Source organism: Alloalcanivorax venustensis ISO4, from assembly GCF_015356855.1.
Taxonomy (GTDB): Bacteria; Pseudomonadota; Gammaproteobacteria; order Pseudomonadales; family Alcanivoracaceae; genus Alloalcanivorax; species Alloalcanivorax venustensis.
Map to the genome: position 1 here is coordinate 1 of NZ_ARXR01000006.1, position 18360 is coordinate 18360.

The window sequence follows — 18360 nt, forward strand, 5'->3', positions numbered from 1 at the left end:
CGGGCGGTGTTGCTTCGGCCCGGGGCTCCGGCGCCACCGGCTCCTTGGGCGCGGTGCGTCGGCCCGTGTCACCGCCGAGCAAGGCGCGCAAATCCCCCGGCCCGCCGCCCTGGGGCGACGGCGCCGGGGCGTCAGGCTTTTTTGCCGGGGCGCGGGCCTCTCCGCCCGGCAGCACGCCACGCGGGGAAAACAGCACCATGCGCAGCAGGATCATTTCCAGGGCCGCCCGCGCGTCCGGAGCGTCCTGGATATCCCGCCGTCCGCGCAGCGCCACGTCGTAATAGAGTTGAATCTGTTCCGCCTGGAAGCGCTCCGCCAGGCCCGCCATGGTCGGGTCGGCGCCCTCCCCGCCCAGCGCCTGGATCACCGCCAGCTCGTGCAGGGCGGATACCAGCTCATCGAGCAGGGCCAGCTCGTCGGGCGCGTGCTCGGCGATCGCCGCCAGCCCCTGCAGCACACCGGCGGCTTCGCCACCGGCCAGCGCTTCCAGCAGGGTATGCACATGGCCCCGGTCCACGGTGCCCAGCATGGCGCTCACCGACTGGGCGCTGAGCTGCTCGCCGCCGAACGAAATCGCCTGGTCGGTGAGGCTCAGGGCGTCGCGCATGGAGCCCTGCGCCGCCCGGCCCAGTGCCAGCAGCGCCGGCTCCTCGAAGCGGATCATCTCGCGCTCGAGCAGGGCTTTCAGGTGGCCGGCGATCTGCTCGGCGGGCAGCGCCTTGAGGCTGAACTGCAGACAGCGGGACAGCACCGTTACCGGCAGACGCTGGGGGTCGGTGGTGGCGAGCAGGAATTTCACGTGCGGTGGCGGCTCTTCCAGCGTCTTCAGCAACGCATTGAAGGAGTGCGCCGAAAGCATGTGCACCTCATCGATCAGGTACACCTTGTAGCGGCCCCGGGTGGGCGCGTACTGCACATTCTCGAGCAGCTCGCGGGTGTCCTCCACCTTGGTACGGCTGGCGGCGTCCACCTCGATCAGATCCACGAAGCGGCCTTCGCCGATTTCCTCGCAGGTGGGGCAGACCCCGCACGGGCGGCTGCTGACCCCCTCTTCGCAGTTCAGACAGCGGGACAGGATGCGCGCGATGGTGGTCTTGCCGACCCCGCGGGTGCCGGTGAACAAATAGGCGTGGTGCAGGCGGTCCTGATCCAGCGCGTGGGTGAGCGCCCGGGACACATGCTCCTGGCCCACCAGCTCGTCGAAGGTGCGCGGTCGATATTTGCGGGCGAGAACCTGGTAACTCATCGCTCTCCAGCCAAAGGGCTATCCGGGGCTTCGGGGGAAAGCCGTATGCTAGCGAATCTGACCGGTTTAAGACAGCGGGAGGGGCATGACGGGGGAAGAAATTGGAGGCCTTCCCGCCAGCCGCACCCCGGCACACGAGTCCACTGCTACCGTTGCTCCCTTCCGGGCCTGGCGGGGTTTACAGTTTGTCGTTGCGGGGGGACCAGCGGGTCGGCCATAACGCGCTTTTCAGCGAGCGCGCATTGTGGCCAAAGGCCGGATTCTTTGCAAGCGCGGCTCAGTCGAACGGGCTGAAAGAATCCTCGCGGCCCACTTCCCGGGCCTCGCCGTGGCTGTCGTTCATCACCCGCACGATGCGTCCGGCCTGGGCGTCGTCATCGGCGTCCACCATCACCAGGTACTGGCCCTTCTCCACCTCGCGCCAATAGGGCCGCAGGTGGTGGTTGCGCGATGAAATACCGAAGATGCCGCCCAGCCAGGCGCCGAAGCACAGGCCGAACAAGGTGGTGATCGGCACCACGCTCACCGACAACTGCCAGCCCCAGGGGTCCATGCCGGCCAGCATGAAGCCCAGCACGATGCCGGCGATGGCGCCGATCAGCGCGCCCAGAAAGCCGGTGTGCATGATCTCGGTGTCTTCCCATATGGTGGTGCCGTGCACCTTGGCCGCTTCCAGCGGCCCCGGGTCGCGCCCCAGCACGTGCAACCGTCCGGCGTCGATGCCGGCGCGGTCCAGATCCCGGGAAATATGCTGCACGCTGTCGATCGACGCGGTCAGATAATAGAACCGTTTCACGATGCTTCTCCCTGTCACCTTGGGCCGGCCCGGTACCGCCCTCTCCGGGCCCTCGCCTTCGATTGTGCTACCGGGGCGCCGGGGTACGCAGTGAAGAAGCTAGATTGCTTTGCTATATGGGCGGAGCGCTCATATCGAAACGGGATAAACGAAACAGGGCCGGCGCGGGCCGGCCCTTCGGGCGGTTTAGTGCGGTTCCCCGATTGGGATCTGGCGCGGTTTGTGCGCCTCCGGAACCACCCGGGACAGATGCACGATCAGCAGGCCGTCTTCCATGGTCGCGCCCTCCACCTGAACGTGGTCGGCGAGCCGGAAGCTGCGTTCGAAACCGCGGCGGGCAATGCCCCGATGCAGCCAGGTGCGCTGCTCGCTGTCTTCTTCCGCCGGTTTGCCGCTGATGCGCAGCAGGTTTTCCTGCACGGTGATGTCCAGGTCCGCGCGGCTGAAGCCGGCCACCGCCATCACCACCCGGTAGGTGCCGTCGCTTTCGCGGATAATGTCATAGGGCGGGTAGCCGTTGGACTGATCCGAACGCAGGGCCGTTTCCAACCAGTCGTCGAACCGGTCGAAACCCACGCTGTGCCGGAAAAGGGGTGCCAAAGTATTCATCACGTTACCTCCATAGCATCGTAAGCGGTCCCCGCAGGCGACCGCGCAAACAATCTTCAAGTAGGCGTGACAACTTCAGCCGGCTGTTCGTCACGGTGAAATAAATAGGGTCACCAAAACGGATTTCAAGGCTTTCAAGAAGGGATTAGCAGGGTGGGTCGGGGCGGTCCGCGGTGCTGTTGTTACAACGGAACCAGCCGGCCACGGAGACCCGCTGGCGGCGGGCTTCCAGTACCTCGTGGGGAATCCGGTCGCTGAGAAAGCAAACCAGGGTACCGGCGCGCGGCTCCACTTCGGTGGCCGGGTGAATCGCATCCGGGTCGGCCCAGACACGGAGGCGGCCGCCCTCTTCGCTGCGCCATTGATCGTTCAGGTACACCACCACGGACAATACCCGCCCGTTGCGGCCGTTGAAGGCGTCCAGGTGGCGCCGGTAGAACGCCCCGGGGTCGTACACCGCGAAGTGGGATTCGAGATCGAACAAGCCCATGAACAGCTGCCGGTTCACCGCCAGCCGCAGTTGCTCGAACTCGCCCAGCAGACGGCACTGGGCCAGCGTCGACCCGTCCAGCCACAGGGTGCGGTCGCGGCGCACGCGGGCGTTGTGCTGGTGTTCGCCGCGCCGGCCGATGCCGGCACTCTGGAATTCCCCACGCCGGTCACGCAGCAAGGCCTCGCGGCGCAGGGCGCGCACCAGGTGGGCGGGGAAGTAATTGGGCGCCACGGCGTACTGCCGGGCCACCAGATCATCGATCAGCCGCTGGCAGCGGGGGCTGCCGCCGTCGAACAGATCAGCGTGATTTTCCAGGGCGGGGTCCTCGGAAGGCGGGTGCCGTATTAGTGCAACGAGCCCGGTTCGGCGGGCGGGACATCGTCGTCGGGCCAGAACAACCAGTCGGCCTGCTGGGAATCTTCCAGCAGTTGCACGGTGGCGTCCAGCGTCGCCTGCACGAAATAGAGAAATTGCTCGAAGGTGACGCCCCGGCGGCCCAGCAGCAGGTCGCAGGCGACCAGCCGCGGCATGGAGTCGTCGTTCACATCCAGGAACAGCTTCAGGGAGGGGTATTCCATATTCAGGCGGGTAAGGTCCGCCTGCACCGTGAACAACGCCGCCGGCCTGACTTCCAGCTCGGTGGAGAACAACACCCCGTCTTCTTCCACGAACAGACGCGCGTCCACCACCCCTTCCCGGCCCTGCAGTTCGGAAAGATGCAGGCCATGGCACTGGTCGCAGATATAGTGTTGGATGTTGGCCTGTTCCAGCCAGCGCGTGACTTGCTCCGCATCCGGCGTGACCACCGTCAGCATCGGCTTACTCCTCTGTTCAGGGGGCGCATCATCCGGCATTCGCAACCTAAAGGAAAGAGGTTGCCTCGGAAAATCGGCCCACTTGCGCCGCCGGGTGGAACGGTGGTTATGATTCAGCAAACTCCCCCACAGAGAGAGACAATGACAACAACTTACGTGGCCTTCCGCTCCAGCGACGACCTGCACCAGACCACCGACGGCTTCATCCAGCGCATGCGCGACGGCGCCAGCAAACCCGAGCCCAAGGTGGTGGAAAAGATCATGACCACCTTTATCGACGAAGCCCTGGACGCCTTCTTTCTGCAACCGGCCGCCATGTCCGGCCTGAGCGGCACCCAGAAGCGCCTGGTGCAGGTGGCGTCGGATACCATTTCCAAGGCCACCCGCCTGGTGATCGGCCGCAGCGCCCGCAAAATGGACCTGGAACAAAACAAAGCCGCCGCCGAATACATGGATGAGATCCGCTTCCCCGGCCCGGACCAGGCCTACTGGTACGTGGCCTTCCCGATCAGCGACCCGCTCGCCGCCCAGGGGCGCGGCCTCGCCGACATGGCCGAGGACGGCACCACCAACGCCGCCGCCCGCGACGAGATGGTCGCCTACCTGCGCGGCGTCACCGACGAAGCGCTCAAGTGGTACTTCAACAAGCCCATCGCGCTGCTCGGCTTCGGCCCGATCCTGCGCAAGGTCGCCGACGTGGGCGTCGACACCACCCGCCGGGCCAGCTACGGCGTGATCAATAAAGTGATCCCCAACCTGGATGACGAGCAGTTCCTGCAGTCCGCCGTGTACTACCGTTCCATGCAAATTACCCGCTAGGCCGACGGCCTTCCCGGCGCCGCCCGGCGGCGTCCGGGTTTCATTCCGATTCCGAAATAAAACGATTTGATAACAAACACTTACGCTCGTACCGGGAGCGGAAGGAACGTCACTAAGTTTTTACAAAAGTGCTTATACAACGGATTGCGCAGCGCGCAAGCGGCTCTCTACTATCCCTCTAGTACCACGAATAACGAACCGAGGAGTCAGCCGTGTCACTGCGCCACGCTATTCTTGTCCTACTGCAAGACCAAGAAGCCAGCGGCTATGACCTCGCCAGGGAATTCGCCAATAGTATTGGCCTGGTGTGGAATGCCACCCACCAGCAGATTTACCTGGAACTGGGGAAGCTTAACGAGCAACACATGGTCAGTTTTCGCCATGTGCCGCAGGAGGGGAAGCCGGACAAAAAACTCTACAGCATCACCGAGGACGGCCGGCAGGAGTTGATCCGATGGCTAAAGAAGCCCGCCGGGCCCGCCCGCATCCGCGACGCCTTCATGGTCAAGGTCGCCGGTGGGCAACTGGCGGACTCGGGCGCACTACTGGGGGAACTGGAACAACTGTCCAAACAACGACGGGAACGCCTCGCCACCTTTGAAGCCCTGGCCCAGCGCCTGGACGAACAAGGCCGCGAAGAGAACCTGTACAGCTACCTGACGGTACGCCGTGGCATCCTCGACCAGCGCGCCTGGCTGCAATGGGCCGAGGAAGTCCGTCAGGCCCTGGAACACGCCTCGGTGGGCCTGCCCACCTCGTGAGCGACCCGGCGACCCTCGCCGGGGAGCTGGCATGGCTGACTCAGGCGCCGCCGCTGATCACACCGCCACCCGGCTGTGACAGCGCCGACGCCATCCTCCGGCAGTGCGCCGGCGAACCCGGCGTACTGCGCCGGGCCGCCGCCACCCTCGTCGAACAACCCCGCCCGCGCCGGCTCGGCCTGCACTTCGAAAACCTGGTCGCCGCCGTCCTCCAACACAGCCAACGCTACCGCCTGGTGGCCCGCAACGTGCCCCTGCGCCTCAATGGCAACACCCTCGGCGAACTGGACATGCTGGTCGAGGACCGGGACACCGGCGACCTGATGCACTGGGAGCTGGCGCTGAAGTTCTACCTGGGCCTGCCCGGCGAGCCGGCGGAACGTGCCTGGCCGGGGACCGACCCACGGGATCAGTTAGCCACTAAAATTCGCCATCTTCATGACCGTCAACTGGCCCGTTGTGACGACCCTGTGGTCACCACCTTGCTTGCCGAGCAGGGCTGGCGTGTGAGCCGAAAGATGCTGCTCACACGGGGGCGGCTGTTTCATACCGAACGCGAGACCGCCCTGCCCAAGGAAGCCAATCCGTCCCATCAACGGGGAAGCTGGTTGTACGCGCGGTCACTCGAAACCCCTGGCGTGGTTATTCCACACGACCAATGGCACTACCATCAAACCTTGTCCGACAACCGGACTGACTTTGTTGCCGCCGAGGTGTTGCGCGACTATGTTCAGACCTTGTCGTCGCCGGTGATGATAGGAACCGAGTCGGGCCGCCTCACTTTTGCCGCCCCGGACAGCTGGCCCGATCACTGAGCGCGACCGACCAACTACAACGCGAGCACTTCATGACCCAGCACCAGCCCGACCGGTTACTGATCAATAAAAACGGCGATATCACCACCGGGCTTTTCGAAGATACGGTGGCTCGCATCAACGGTCGCGACTACGACTACCGCACGCCGCTCGGCAAGCCGGCGTCCCGTCGGGCGCGGCACTTTCATTACAAGCAGTTCCAGTATTTCGGCGTGGTCAGTGATGAACTGCTGATCGGCTGCGCGTTCGCGGATACGGCGTATCTGGGCATGGCGTTTTTCTATGTGTTCGACACCCGGACCGGGGCGTTGAGCGAGCACACCTGGCGCTCGCCGCTGGGGCGGGCGCTGACGTTGAGTGATTCGCCGGTGGACGGCGAGAGCCGTTTCCGGCAGGGCAAGGTGAACATTGCCATGGGCTACTCCCAGGCGCCGGGCGGCACGCGCCGGAAGTCGCTGACGGTGACGATGCCGGGGTTGAATCTGCAGGCGGCTCTGCATGAGCCGGCCGGGTATCAGCCGATGTCGCTGTGCACGCGCACCGGCATCAACGGCTGGACCTACGCCAACAAGGTGGCCGGTGTGGATGTGTCCGGGGAATTGCGCCGCGACGGCGACACGCTGGATCTGGGCACGTTGAACGGCGCCGGTGGCCACCATGATTTTTCCGCCGGTTATATGCGCCGGGAGACGTTCTGGAACTGGGCCTGCTTGTCGGGTCGGGTGAAGGGGCGCCGGCTGGGGCTGAACCTGTCCTGCGGGGTGAACGAGACCAGTGTCAATGAGAACTGCGTGTGGGTGGACGGCCGGCGGATCAAGGTGGACGGCACCGCGTTCGCGTATGATCGCGACGATCTGACACAGCCCTGGCGGGTGGACAGCCGGTGCGGCCAGGTGGCGCTGCGGTTCACGCCGTTGGGCAGCCACCGCGAGCGCCTGAACCTGGGTCTGTTCGCCAGTAATTTCCAACAAATTTTCGGGCGCTTCGACGGCGAGATACGCGTCGCCGGCGAATCGCCCCTGGCCGTGCACGGCCTGCACGGCTTCGTCGAGGAGCAGTACGCCAAATGGTAGACGACCATCGCGAGAGCAACGACACCGGGCCGGCCGACGCCGGCGCACCCCATCAGCCTGAGCCGCCCCAGGGCGACGCCGTCAATGAGCGTCTGCGACGCGGCCTGTTCTGGGCGCTGCAATACTGGCGGGAGCTGTTCAATTTCCGCTTCGACAAATACATGATCATTCAGGTGATTCCGGGGGTATACGGCGTGGCGCTGACCGCCATCGGCCTGGGCCTGGTGTATCTGTGCGCGGAGGCGTTCATGGCCTCCACCTGGCGCGGTCTGTTTTTTCTGTTCGTGGGCGGGCCGCTGCTGTTTCTGTTCATGGCCACGCTGCTGCGCGCGTTGCTGGAGTTCTACATGGTGGTGTTCAAGATTTCCGAGCATGTGGATCAGCTGGTGGGGCTGCGCGACACCGTGGACCGGCTGTCCGGCATCGGCGATTCAGTGGACGAGATGGTCTCGGTGACCCGGCGGATTCCGTTCTGGCGGGTGCTGGCCGGGCCGCGCCGCGGCGACATGCGGCGCAACGACAAACCCCGACCCGGCGAACGGGACGACTGACAACCGGCGCGGGGGCGCCCTGTCCGGCGTATACTGAAAGCCTCAGCGCCGAACGAGGCCCTAATCATGGAACTGCTCAAACCCCATGCCCGCGACATCGGTTTTCCGGTGCGCCGGCTGTTGCCCGCCGCCGGCCGGCAGCGCATCGGCCCCTTTATCTTTTTTGATCATATGGGCCCGTCGGCGTTCGAGGCCGGCGGCCGCAATGGCGACGTCCGCCCGCACCCGCATATCGGCCTGGCCACGGTCACCTATCTGTTCAGCGGCGCCATGGACCACCGCGACAGCCTCGGCACCGTGCAACGGATCGAGCCCGGCGCCATCAATCTGATGACCGCCGGCCACGGCGTCGTGCATTCCGAACGGGTGCCCGAAGACGTGCGCCGGGACGGCATCGAAGTGGAAGGGATCCAGACCTGGCTGGCGTTGCCGGAAGACAAAGAGAACGGCGAGCCCGCCTTCAGCCATCACCCCCAGGACAGCCTGCCGCTCTACCAGAGCCGGGGCGTGCGGGCGCGGGTGTTGATCGGCGGGGCTTTCGGCGTGCAGTCGCCGGTGCCCACTGCCTCACCGGCGCTGTACGTGGATATTCAACTGGATGCCGGCGGCTCCCTGCCGCTACCGCCCAGCGATCAGGAGCGCGCCGTCTATGTGGTCTCCGGCAGCCCCACGGCCGGCGACGAACCGCTGCCGCTTCATCATGTGATGACATTGGACGGCCAACGCAGCTGGTTGCTGGAAGCGTTGGAGGAGCCGGCCCGGCTGATGCTGTTCGGCGGCGCCGCCCTGCCCGGCCGGCGCTATATCAACTGGAATTTCGTGTCATCCGATAAAGAGCGCATCGAAAAAGCCCGGGACGACTGGCGCCACCAGCGGTTCCCCGGCGTGCCCGGGGAAACCGAATGGATACCGCTGCCGGAATAAGCGGCGGCATCAGGCTTCGGTGGCGTCCAACGCGGTGAGCAGCAAGCGCTGATACAAGCGCTCGCGCAAGCCGTCGGTGTCCGCCAGCCCCATGCGCGCCAGCTCGGCCTGGTAGCGTTCCGCGTCGTGGTCGCCGAGCAGCGCGCGGCGGCCCAGGGACAGGAAGTCCTTCTGGCTGACTTTTTCCTTGAGCCAGGTGAGCGCCTTCATCAGGCGCTGTTCGCGCTCGTCGAAATCGGTGCCCAGCGGGAAGGTGGCGAAAGAGCCTTCGCCGCCGGTCTCCGCCACCCGGCGTAGAAATTCCGGATTGTTGTGCCGGAAGCGCTCCGGAATGCTGTAGTCCCGGCGCAGTTTGCCGGCCTCCTGGGCCTGTTCCATCAGCTCCACCTGGAAGCGGCTGTCGGCCACGTTGAGCATGGCCATGACCACTTCTTCATCGGTTTTTCCGCGCAGGTCCGCCACCCCGTATTCGGTAATCACCATATCGCGCAGATGGCGGGGAATGGTGTTGTGCGCGTAGGAGAACAGCACATTGGAGGCCGCCTCGCCGCCGCGCTCGCGCCACGCCCGGGTCATCAGAATGGAGCGCGCACCGGGCAGTTCATGGGCCTGGCTGACGAAGTTGTACTGGCCGCCGACGCCGCTGAGCACCCGACCGTCCTCAAGCTGATCAGAGACCGCCGCGCCCAGCAGCGTGGCGGTGAACGCCGTATTGACGAAGCGCGCATCGCGGCGTTGCAGAAGGCGCAGATCCTCGCCGCCGTAGAGGTCGTTGATGATGTTCACCCGGGTCATGTTGATCGCCGCCCGGGTGTCGTCGTCCAGTTCCCGCAGCCGCTGATAGAACGCTTCAGGGCCGAGGAAAAAGCCGCCGTGCATGATGATGCCGCCATTGAGGCGATCGCCGAACAGGCCTTCCAGCGCTTCCCGCGTGTCGGGATGGTCCAGATCATTGGGCACGCTGTCGTCATTGGGCAGACGCAGGTGGCTGGCTTCCACCACCACCCCGGCGCGCAGCACGCCGAAGCGGGTCAGCCGGGCGAGCTGCTCCGGCGTCATCGGTGACGATACGCCGCTGTCCTGACGCAGCGCGTCCAGCAGCGACCAGTCCGGCCGCGCCTGCGGGTGCGCCAGAACGTAGCGCTGCAGTGCCGACCAGTCGTACACCGGACGGCGGATGATGCCCTCATCGATCAACCGCAGCAGACCGTGGGTCATCATCTCGCTGCAGCCGTAGAGGCCCTGGTCGAAACGGCCGGTGCCGCCTTCGCGCTCGATCAGCGCCCGGTGTTCGTCGGGCAGATCGAGCGCGTTCAACAGGGCGCGGTAGTTATCGTTGTGCTGCTGGCGACGCAGGGTGTGATGCACCAGGGCGTCACCCAGGGCGCCGATGCCGATCTGCAGCGTGCCGCCGTCACGGACCAGCGAGCTGGCGTGCAGGCCGACAAAATGGTCCTGCAGATTCACCGGCATATTGGGCGTGCTGAACAGCCGGGTGTGCCCCTGAGGGTCATCCAGCAGGATGTCCATGTCGGCGAGCCACTCGCCCACCCGGGCGTCGTTTTCCATGAACGGCAGATCGCGGTGCACCTGCCCCACGGTGACGATGGTTTCACCGGCGTCGCGGCGGGCCTTGAGCATGGGCAACAGTTCCAACGTCACTTCCGGGTTGCAGGAGAAACTGTAATCGTTGCCGTTCTCGCCATCGGCCCCCGGACGGCACGCCAGCAATTGCGCCACCACGTTCACGCCGCGCGCGTTCAGGTCACGGGCGGCGTGGGTGTAGTTGACGCTGATGTAATGGCGTTGCGCGCTGTTGCTGCCCAGCATGCTGCCCGGCTGAAAGAAAAACTCGAACACCCGGATGTTGTCGGGCAGCTGATCTTTCTTGGCGGCCTTCAGGTAGTCCAGCTCTTCATAGTCACCGAACACCCGCTCCGCGAAGGGCTCCAGAAAACGCTTTTCCAAATCGCTGCCGGCGCCCGGGCGGCCCAGTGACAGAGCGGTATAGATGTCCAGCCGGACGTCCGGGTTTTCCGTGGCCCGCTGATAGAGCGCGTTGACCAGACGGTTCGGCTTGCCCAACCCCAGCGGCAACCCCAGCCGTATTTCACCACCGGTGAGTTCAATGATCCTGTCGGCCGCTTTCAGGGCATCGTCCATTTGCTCGGGCACGGCGTTCTCCTTATCGGTACGTTTTCAATGGCCGGCGGTGCGCGACACGGCGCTGACCAGCACCACACCGACAATAATGAACAGCATACCCAAGACCGCGGGCAGGTCGGGTAACTGTTTGAAAAAGATGGCGCCGGAAATCGCGATCAAGACGATGCCGGCGCCGGCCCACACCGCATAGGCGATGCCCATGGGCACGGTGCGCAAGGTCAGCGACAAAAAATAAAACGCCAAACAATAGCCCACCACCGTAACCATGGACGGCCAAAAACGTGTGAACCCCTGGGAGGCGTTCAAGGCGGAAGTGGCGACCACCTCACTGAGGATCGCCACCACTAAATACCAATAGCCCATATCGGCTCCTTGCGGGCGTCGAATCAGTCCGCCAGCAGCGGCAAGCGTGTTTCGGGGGGCGCGATGCGGCGCTCGAAACGGTGCTCGCCATTCACCACCAACGCGTCCAGGGCGACGCCGTTGAGAAATTCCAGCAGCGGCACGTCCGCCGCCACCAGCCCGTCCGGGCTTTCGCAGCGCCAGGCGTAACGCGCCTGGAATTCGGCGGGGTCCGGGGTGGCCGGCGGCATCAGGGTGGTGGTCGCCTCCTCCCGGGTCACCGTGCAGCCGGCTTCCGCCGCCGGCACCAGCACATTGTCGGCTTTGCCGAGCCGCGCCAGCGCCTCGGTGACCGCGATTTTTTCTTCGTCGCTCTCCGGCCGGTGGCTGAAGCCCACCACTTGTTCGGCGGGCAACGTCAGGCGCGCGATCAGCGCCTGGCCCTTGCGGGCGATTTCCAGGTCACCGGCGGCGCGGTCGCCCTCGGCGGCGGCACCGGTGACGGCGAGACTCAACACCATGACAGCGATAAACAGACGCATGATCCTTCCTCGTTTCCATTCCATGGCAACCGGGCTCAGGCACTGGCCACGTCCGCGAGCCCGAGATAAATACGCCAATGCTCCAGCCAGCGCGTCGGGGTGCCGGCGTCCTCGCCGGCGGCGATCACCACCAGGCGGCTGTCCTCGTCGCCGCCGGGCCAGGCCGGCAACGGCGCCACCTCCACCGCCTGGCCGGCCACCGCCTGGATCAGCAAAGGCCCGTCCAGCTTATCAATGGCCACCAGGCCCTTCAGGCGCACCAGTTCGTCGCCGGCCTCGGCACGCAGTGCCGCCAGCGCCTCCTGCAGGCGATCATAGGCGATCCGCCCGCGCCAGCGTAGACCCGACGGATGCAGGTGGTGGCCGCGCCGTTTCGGCCGTGGCGCCAGGGTGGCCACCGCGCCGGTCGGCGCCAGGGTGCCGGTGATCCGGCACTGGCGGGGGAAATCCCGGTCCAGCAGCCCGGCGTCGGCGCTGGCCGCGTCGTCCACCCCGGCGCGGGGGTTAAGACGGCGCAACGCGTCGACCAGGGCGCCGCGTTGCGCCGCCGTCGCCCGGTCGGTCTTGGTCAGCAGCAGTTGATCGGCGGCGGTGACCTGCTCCAGGGCCTCCGGGAAGCGGGCCAGTGCCGCCTCGCCGGCCACGGTATCCACGGTGGTCAGGATTGAGCGCAGCGTGAAGCGCTTGCGCAGCCAGGCGTCCTGTTCCAGCACGGCGGTCACGCCGAAGGGGTCGGCGGCACCGGTGGTTTCCAGCAGCACCGTCGAAAACGGCGGCAGATCGCCGCCGGCCCGGGCCATGTAGAGATTGCGCAAGGTGGTGCGCAGGGTGCCCTGCACGGCACAGCAGACACAGCCGCCGGCCAACAGGCTGATCGGCGCGCCCACGCGCCGGGCCAGATCCTTGTCGATGCCGATCTCGCCCAGCTCGTTAATCACCACCGCCAGGTCGCCGCGCTGGTCGAGCCAGCGGTTAAGCAAGGTGGTCTTGCCACTGCCGAGAAACCCGGTCAGCACCACCAGCGGGATCGGCGCCGTCATTGGCTTTCGCGGATCGCCCAGGGCAGCGCCTGACCGGCCATGAACGGCACCATGTCTTCACCGGCGGCGGTGACCGTCTCCGGCACGGCCCAGTCGCGCCGCTCCAGGTTCACGGTGTCCGGGTTGCGCGGCAGCCGGTAGAAGTCGGCGCCGAAATGGCTGGCGAAGCCTTCCAGCTTGTCCAGCGCTCCGTGGCGGTCGAGAAAGGACGCGTACAAAGGCAGCGCCGCCCGGGCCGAGTAGCAACCCGCGCAGCCGCACGCCGCTTCCTTCTTGTCGCGGGCGTGGGGGGCGGAGTCGGTGCCCAGGAAAAAGCGCGGATGCCCTTCCAGCACCGCCTGCTGAATCGCCTGCTGGTGGGTGCGCCGCTTGAGGACCGGCAGGCAGTAGTTGTGCGGGCGCACGCCGCCGACCAGCAGGTCGTTGCGGTTCATCAACAGATGCTGGGGGGTGACGGTGGCGGCGGTCAGGTCGCCGCCCTCGCGCACGAAGTCCACGCCTTCCGAGGTGGTGACGTGCTCGAACACGATACGCAGCGCCGGGAACCGTTCGCGAATGTCGTTCAGGTAGCGGTCGATGAACACCCGCTCGCGGTCGAAGATGTCGATTTCCGGCTCGGTCACCTCGCCGTGCACCAGGAACGGCAGATCGTGCTTTTCCAGTGCCTCGTAGAGATGGTGAATGCGCGCCGGGTTGGTGACGCCGCTGTCCGAGTTGGTGGTGGCCCCGGCCGGGTACAGCTTGAAGGCATGCACAAACGGGCTTTGCGCCGCCCGTTCGATCTCCTCCACCGGGGTTTCGTCGGTCAGATAGAGCACCATCAGCGGCTCGAAATCCACGCCCGCCGGAATCGCCGCCAGGATGCGCTCGCGGTAGGCCTCGGCCAGCGCCACGGTGGTCACCGGCGGCGTCAGGTTGGGCATCACGATGGCGCGGCGGAACACCCGCGCGGTGGCGGGCACGGTTTCCTCCAGCATGGCGCCGTCGCGGAAGTGCAGGTGCCAGTCGTCCGGGCGGGTCAGGGTCAGAGTATCGGTCATCAGCGCGCCCTCAACGTTCCACCGCCAGGGCGACGCCCTGACCGCCACCGATGCACAGGGTCGCCAGGCCCTTCTTCACGTCGCGGCGCTGCATTTCGTGGAGCAGCGTTACCAGCACCCGGCAGCCGGACGCGCCGATCGGGTGGCCCAGGGCGATGGCGCCGCCGTTGACGTTGACCTTGTCCTGGTCCCACTCCAGGTCCTTGCCCACCGCCAGGGACTGGGCGGCGAAGGCTTCATTGGCTTCGATCAGGTCCACCTGATCCAGGGACCAGCCGGCGCGCTCCAGGCAGCGGCGGGTGGCGGACACCGGGCCGATGCCCATGATCGCCGGATCCACGCCGGCGCTGGCCTGGCCGGCCAGACGGGCGAGGATCGGCAGGCCCAGCTGGTTGGCGCGCGCTTCGCTCATCAACATCACGGCGGCGGCGCCGTCGTTCAGCGCCGAGGCGTTGCCGGCGGTGACGGTGCCGTCCTTTTTGAAGGCGGCGCGCAGGCCACCCAGGGACTCGGCGGTGGTGTCGCCACGCGGCTGCTCGTCGGTGTCGACGATCTTCGGGTCGCCCTTGCGCTGCGGTACTTCCACCGGGGTGATCTCATTCTTGAAGCGGCCTTCGTTGATGGCGGCCGCCGCCTTCCGGTGGGAAGCGGCCGCGAAGGCGTCCTGGGCTTCCCGGCTGAGGCTGTATTTCTGCGCCAGATTCTCGGCGGTGATGCCCATATGGAAGTCGTTGAAGGCGTCCCACAGGCCGTCTTGAATCATCGAATCCACCAGGCTGGCATGGCCCATGCGCAGGCCGGTGCGCGCCTTGGGCAGCACATAGGGGGCCAGGCTCATGCTTTCCTGGCCGCCGGCGATGATCACGTCGGCCTCGCCGCAGCGGATCGCCTGGCTGCCCAGGTGCACCGCTTTCAGGCCGGAGCCGCACACCTTGTTGATGGTCATGGCCGGCACTTCGTCGGGCAGGCCGGCGAAGATCGAGGTCTGCCGGGCGGTGTTCTGGCCGGCGCCGGCGGTGAGCACCTGGCCGAGGATCACTTCGCTGACCGCGCCCGGCTCCACGCCGGTGTCCGCCAGCAGGCGGCGCACCACCGCTTCACCGAGTTTGGTGGCGGGGACGTCCGCGAGCCCGCCCTGGAAGCGGCCGATGGCGGTGCGGGTGGCGGCGACAATGACCACGTCTTGCATGTTGTTCTCCCAAGCTAAGATTCATGAGCAGCTGTTAACCGCGCATGGTAACACGGCCGCCGTGGCGCCCCCATTGCGCTGAACGCGAAAGGCCGTTAGGCTTCAAGCATAGATTTTGGAGATTCCATGGCCGCAGCACTGCTCGACAACCTGATGCTTGTGAACACCGCTTCCGCGGTGGCGCTGGCTGCTGCCTGCTATTTCTACGGATATTGGTTTAGCCGCGCGCGCGTCTGACCTCTATCCGGTCAGGCGCCCGCTTCGGGACGCCTGCCGTAGAATCCTGAAACCCCGGCTGGTCGTCCCGCCGGGGTTTTTTCGTTTCAGGATGATCAAAATTAAGGAAGTTGCTATGAACGCCAGTCTTGCCGCCGTCACCGCCGACGACTCTTCGACACCCGCGTCGGGGACCGTGAGCCGCCGTCTGCCCAGCGCCCGGCAGCTACGCCAGACGCTGCCCGTGGACGCCGCCCTGGGCACGCGCATCGCCGCCCAGCGCCAGGCGGTGCGCGACATCCTCAACGGCGAGGACGATCGCCTGCTGATCGTCACCGGCCCGTGCTCGCTGCACGACCCGGAGGCGGCGCTGGAATACGGCCGGCGGCTCGCCGCCCTCGCCGACCGGGTCAGCGACCGTGCCCTGCTGGTGATGCGCGCCTACGTGGAGAAGCCGCGCACCACGGTGGGCTGGAAAGGGCTGCTCTACGACCCGCACCTGGACGGCCGCCAGGATCTGGCGGAAGGCCTGCGTGTGTGCCGGGAGCTGCTGCGTGATCTGGCCGGCCTGGGCCTGCCCCTGGCCAGCGAGCTGCTCAGCCCGGTGGCGGCGAGCTACCTGGAGGACCTTCTCAGCTGGGCGGCGATCGGTGCCCGCACCACCGAATCCCAGATCCACCGGGAGCTGGTCAGCGGCCTGTCGTTGCCGGTGGGCTTCAAGAACGGCACCGACGGCGGCATCGCGGTGGCCCGGGACGCCATGCAGGCGGCCGCCCACCCGCACGCCCATCTGGGCGTCGATGACGAGGGCCACCCGGCGCTGCTGGAAACCGCCGGCAACCCGGACACCCACCTGGTGTTGCGCGGCGGCCGGGGCGGCCCCAACTACCACGCCGAGCAAATTCAGGCGGCGCGCGAGGAACTGGCGCAGGCCGGGCTCAACCCGCGTCTGATGGTGGACTGCAGCCACGCCAACAGCGGCAAGGACCCGCGCCGCCAGCCGCTGGTGGCCCGCGACCTGATCCAGCAGCGCCGCGACGGCGAGCGCGCCATCGCCGGCGTGATGCTGGAAAGCCACCTGCACGACGGCAGCCAGCCGCTGGCCCACCCGCTGCGCTACGGCGTGTCGATCACCGACGCCTGTCTCGGCTGGGGCCAGACCGAAGACCTTATTGGTGAGTTAATCGAAACTCCCTGACTTCGCGCATCAGCAAACCGGCCTGACTCTCCAGGGTCTCCGCACGCTCCGCGGCGGCGGCCACCAGGGTGACGTTCTGCTGGGTGACCCGGTCCATTTGCGACACCGCCAGGCCGATCTGCTCGATGCCCCGGGTCTGCTCGGCGGAGGCGCCGCTGATGCGCGCCATGATCGCCGATACCCGCTCCACCGCGGCGACGATCTCGGCCATGGTGTCGCCGGCCTGGGCGGCCTGCTCCGAGCCTCGCGCCACCTCGGCGCTGGAGTCGACGATCAGCGTGCGGATTTCCTTGGCCAGCCGGTCGCTGTTCTGCGCCAGCAGACGCACTTCCTCGGCCACCACGGCGAAGCCGCTGCCGTGCTCGCCGGCCCGCGCCGCCTCCACCGAGGCGTTCAGCGCCAGAATATTGGTCTGAAAGGCGATCCCTTCGATGGACCCGACAATCTGCTCAATGCGCTGGGAGCGCGTTTCGATCAGCCCCATGGTGTCCACCACCCGTGCCACCGCGTCGCCGCCGCGGGCCGCCACGCCGCCGGCATCGCCGGCCAGCCGGTGGGCCTGGTCAGCGTGCTCGTCGTTGTCTTTCACGGTGGCGGTGAGCTGTTCCATGCTGGCGGAGGTTTCCACCAGCGACGCGGACAGTTGTTCAAAGCGGGTGGAAAGATCGGTGTTGCCCCGTGTAGTTTCCACCGCCGCGTCCTGAATCCGTTCGCTGCTGGTGCGCACCTGCCCGACGATGGCGGCCAGGCTGCCCTGCATGCGCGCCAGGCCGGCGTAGAGGCGCCCGATATCGTTGTTGCCGCGTGGCGGAATCGCCTCGGACAGGTCGCCGTCGGCGATGCGGTCCAGGTGCCCGATCACGTTGCGCAGGGGCCGGATCACGTTCACCGTGACCCCCCACAACACCGCCGCGACCATCAGCAGGGCGGCGAGCACCGCCGCCACCATGGCGGCGTCCAGCCGTTGCACGCGCCGGTCGAAACGCGACACCAGCGCATTGGCGGCGGCCCGTGAATCGGCCAGAAAAGCGTCCGCGGCGTTGATAAAATCCTGGCTCATGCCGTTGAGCCGCGAGCGCCCGGAGCGGTAGCCGGCGAAGTCGCCCTCACGGAGCAGCACCAGTTGCAGCCGCAGGCCCACGTCCGTGAGCCGGTCCATGGCGTCGGACAGCGGCACCACGGCCTGCATCGCCGCGCCTTCGCCGGTCATCGCCAGGAAGTTTTCAAAATGCCGCTGTGCCTGTTCGATGAACCCCGCCGCCTGATCCAGCACCGGCCCGGGTTCATCAAAGGATGGCACCCGCACCAGCTCGGCGGCGCGGTCCATGGCCACCTGCGCCTGCAGCAGGTTGATATAGGTACGCTGCAAGGCGCCCGCCCGCTCCACATGGGTCTGATTCAACGTCTCGAACGATTGCCGGCTCTGGTGGCTGGTGTAAATGCTCAGCCCGCCGATCAGCAGAATAATCACACTGAACGCCAGCAGCACCAGGCTCCAACTCGTCTTCACCGTCATGTTGTTAAGCCGATTCATTGGCTTTCCCCCAGCTCATGAACAATGGCTGGAAAGGCTAGCCGCAAACCATGAAGGAAAGACGACAAAGTGACTTTTTGTTGTTTTAAATCAATGTTTTAGCGCCGAAAACCAAACGCTGAAAATTGATAAAAAAGCGGAAAAAGATATCGGCCGGGGAACGGCTTTCTTTAGAAAAAAGATAAAAAAAG

The 18360-nt window shown here is 66.1% G+C and carries 19 protein-coding genes and 1 other RNA gene; 7 read left to right on the forward strand and 13 right to left on the reverse strand.

Annotated elements, in window-relative coordinates; translation table 11 throughout:
* From dnaX to ISO4_RS04980, 6 genes are all read right to left on the reverse strand, one after another.
* Window positions 1-1246 (reverse strand): DNA polymerase III subunit gamma/tau (gene dnaX, locus ISO4_RS04955; protein WP_194855360.1); only part of this gene is annotated, 1246 nt, incomplete at its 3' end.
* Window positions 1247-1357: 111 nt separating this feature from the next.
* An RNA gene (gene ffs / locus ISO4_RS04960) (signal recognition particle sRNA small type) lies at window positions 1358-1454 on the reverse strand.
* Between the two features lie 69 nt (window positions 1455-1523).
* The gene (locus ISO4_RS04965; protein ID WP_142949662.1) at window positions 1524-2042 is read right to left on the reverse strand and encodes a hypothetical protein; all 519 of its coding nucleotides are present in this window, start codon (window positions 2040-2042) and stop codon (window positions 1524-1526) included.
* A 186-nt stretch (window positions 2043-2228) separates the two neighbouring features.
* Window positions 2229-2651 carry an Hsp20 family protein gene (locus ISO4_RS04970; RefSeq protein ID WP_194855361.1) on the reverse strand — a complete coding sequence of 141 codons (423 nt, stop codon included), beginning with the start codon at window positions 2649-2651 and terminating at the stop codon, window positions 2229-2231.
* Between the two features lie 145 nt (window positions 2652-2796).
* Entirely contained in the window at window positions 2797-3393 is a 597-nt protein-coding gene (locus ISO4_RS04975; protein WP_323745336.1) for a 2OG-Fe(II) oxygenase, read from the reverse strand.
* Window positions 3394-3488: 95 nt separating this feature from the next.
* Complete coding sequence (locus ISO4_RS04980) at window positions 3489-3959, reverse strand: YbjN domain-containing protein (protein WP_142949659.1); 471 nt, start codon at window positions 3957-3959, stop codon at window positions 3489-3491.
* Between the two features lie 141 nt (window positions 3960-4100).
* On the opposite strand from ISO4_RS04980, the gene ISO4_RS04985 reads away from it, so the two are divergent.
* The 6 genes from ISO4_RS04985 (at window position 4101) to ISO4_RS05010 (ending at window position 8902) form a co-directional block, all read left to right on the forward strand.
* Complete coding sequence (locus ISO4_RS04985) at window positions 4101-4778, forward strand: hypothetical protein (RefSeq protein WP_194855362.1); 678 nt, start codon at window positions 4101-4103, stop codon at window positions 4776-4778.
* 212 nt (window positions 4779-4990) lie between these two features.
* Entirely contained in the window at window positions 4991-5539 is a 549-nt protein-coding gene (locus ISO4_RS04990) for a PadR family transcriptional regulator (protein ID WP_067609143.1), read from the forward strand.
* Window positions 5536-6354 carry a DUF1853 family protein gene (locus ISO4_RS04995; RefSeq protein WP_194855363.1) on the forward strand — a complete coding sequence of 273 codons (819 nt, stop codon included), beginning with the start codon at window positions 5536-5538 and terminating at the stop codon, window positions 6352-6354. The genes ISO4_RS04990 and ISO4_RS04995 overlap by 4 nt, the downstream gene beginning before the upstream one ends.
* Before the next feature lie 32 nt (window positions 6355-6386).
* Window positions 6387-7427: a DUF2804 domain-containing protein gene (locus ISO4_RS05000; protein WP_194855364.1), complete on the forward strand. Its 1041-nt coding sequence runs from the start codon at window positions 6387-6389 to the stop codon at window positions 7425-7427.
* On the forward strand, window positions 7421-7978 hold the full coding sequence (locus ISO4_RS05005; RefSeq protein WP_194855365.1) for a DUF4282 domain-containing protein: 558 nt from the start codon (window positions 7421-7423) through the stop codon (window positions 7976-7978). The genes ISO4_RS05000 and ISO4_RS05005 overlap by 7 nt, the downstream gene beginning before the upstream one ends.
* A 66-nt stretch (window positions 7979-8044) precedes the next feature.
* Entirely contained in the window at window positions 8045-8902 is an 858-nt protein-coding gene (locus ISO4_RS05010) for a pirin family protein (protein ID WP_194855366.1), read from the forward strand.
* Window positions 8903-8911: 9 nt separating this feature from the next.
* Here ISO4_RS05010 and ISO4_RS05015 read toward each other — a convergent pair whose 3' ends face one another.
* Genes ISO4_RS05015 through ISO4_RS05040 form a run of 6 tightly spaced genes read right to left on the reverse strand, consistent with a single transcriptional unit; the run spans window position 8912 to window position 15221 of the window.
* Window positions 8912-11077 (reverse strand): acetyl-CoA hydrolase/transferase C-terminal domain-containing protein, encoded by a 2166-nt coding sequence (locus ISO4_RS05015; RefSeq protein WP_323745337.1) that lies wholly within the window; start codon window positions 11075-11077, stop codon window positions 8912-8914.
* Window positions 11078-11101: 24 nt separating this feature from the next.
* The gene (locus tag ISO4_RS05020) at window positions 11102-11431 is read right to left on the reverse strand and encodes a DMT family transporter (RefSeq protein WP_194855367.1); all 330 of its coding nucleotides are present in this window, start codon (window positions 11429-11431) and stop codon (window positions 11102-11104) included.
* 23 nt (window positions 11432-11454) lie between these two features.
* On the reverse strand, window positions 11455-11952 hold the full coding sequence (locus ISO4_RS05025; protein ID WP_194855368.1) for a ZrgA family zinc uptake protein: 498 nt from the start codon (window positions 11950-11952) through the stop codon (window positions 11455-11457).
* A gap of 35 nt (window positions 11953-11987) precedes the next feature.
* Window positions 11988-12992, reverse strand: a complete 1005-nt coding sequence (locus ISO4_RS05030) for a CobW family GTP-binding protein (protein ID WP_194855369.1) — start codon at window positions 12990-12992, stop codon at window positions 11988-11990.
* Window positions 12989-14032: a dihydroorotase gene (pyrC, locus tag ISO4_RS05035; protein WP_194855370.1), complete on the reverse strand. Its 1044-nt coding sequence runs from the start codon at window positions 14030-14032 to the stop codon at window positions 12989-12991. Before pyrC ends, ISO4_RS05030 begins: the two co-directional genes overlap by 4 nt.
* Before the next feature lie 10 nt (window positions 14033-14042).
* Window positions 14043-15221 (reverse strand): acetyl-CoA C-acetyltransferase, encoded by a 1179-nt coding sequence (locus ISO4_RS05040; protein ID WP_142949650.1) that lies wholly within the window; start codon window positions 15219-15221, stop codon window positions 14043-14045.
* 352 nt (window positions 15222-15573) lie between these two features.
* Here ISO4_RS05040 and ISO4_RS05045 point away from each other — a divergent pair, with 352 nt between their 5' ends.
* Window positions 15574-16635 (forward strand): 3-deoxy-7-phosphoheptulonate synthase, encoded by a 1062-nt coding sequence (locus tag ISO4_RS05045; protein WP_142949649.1) that lies wholly within the window; start codon window positions 15574-15576, stop codon window positions 16633-16635.
* Here the strand turns inward: ISO4_RS05045 and ISO4_RS05050 are convergent.
* A complete protein-coding gene (locus tag ISO4_RS05050) occupies window positions 16607-18169 on the reverse strand; it encodes a methyl-accepting chemotaxis protein (RefSeq protein WP_194855371.1) in 1563 nt (520 codons plus the stop codon). The genes ISO4_RS05045 and ISO4_RS05050 overlap by 29 nt on opposite strands.
* Window positions 18170-18360 lie beyond the last annotated feature (191 nt).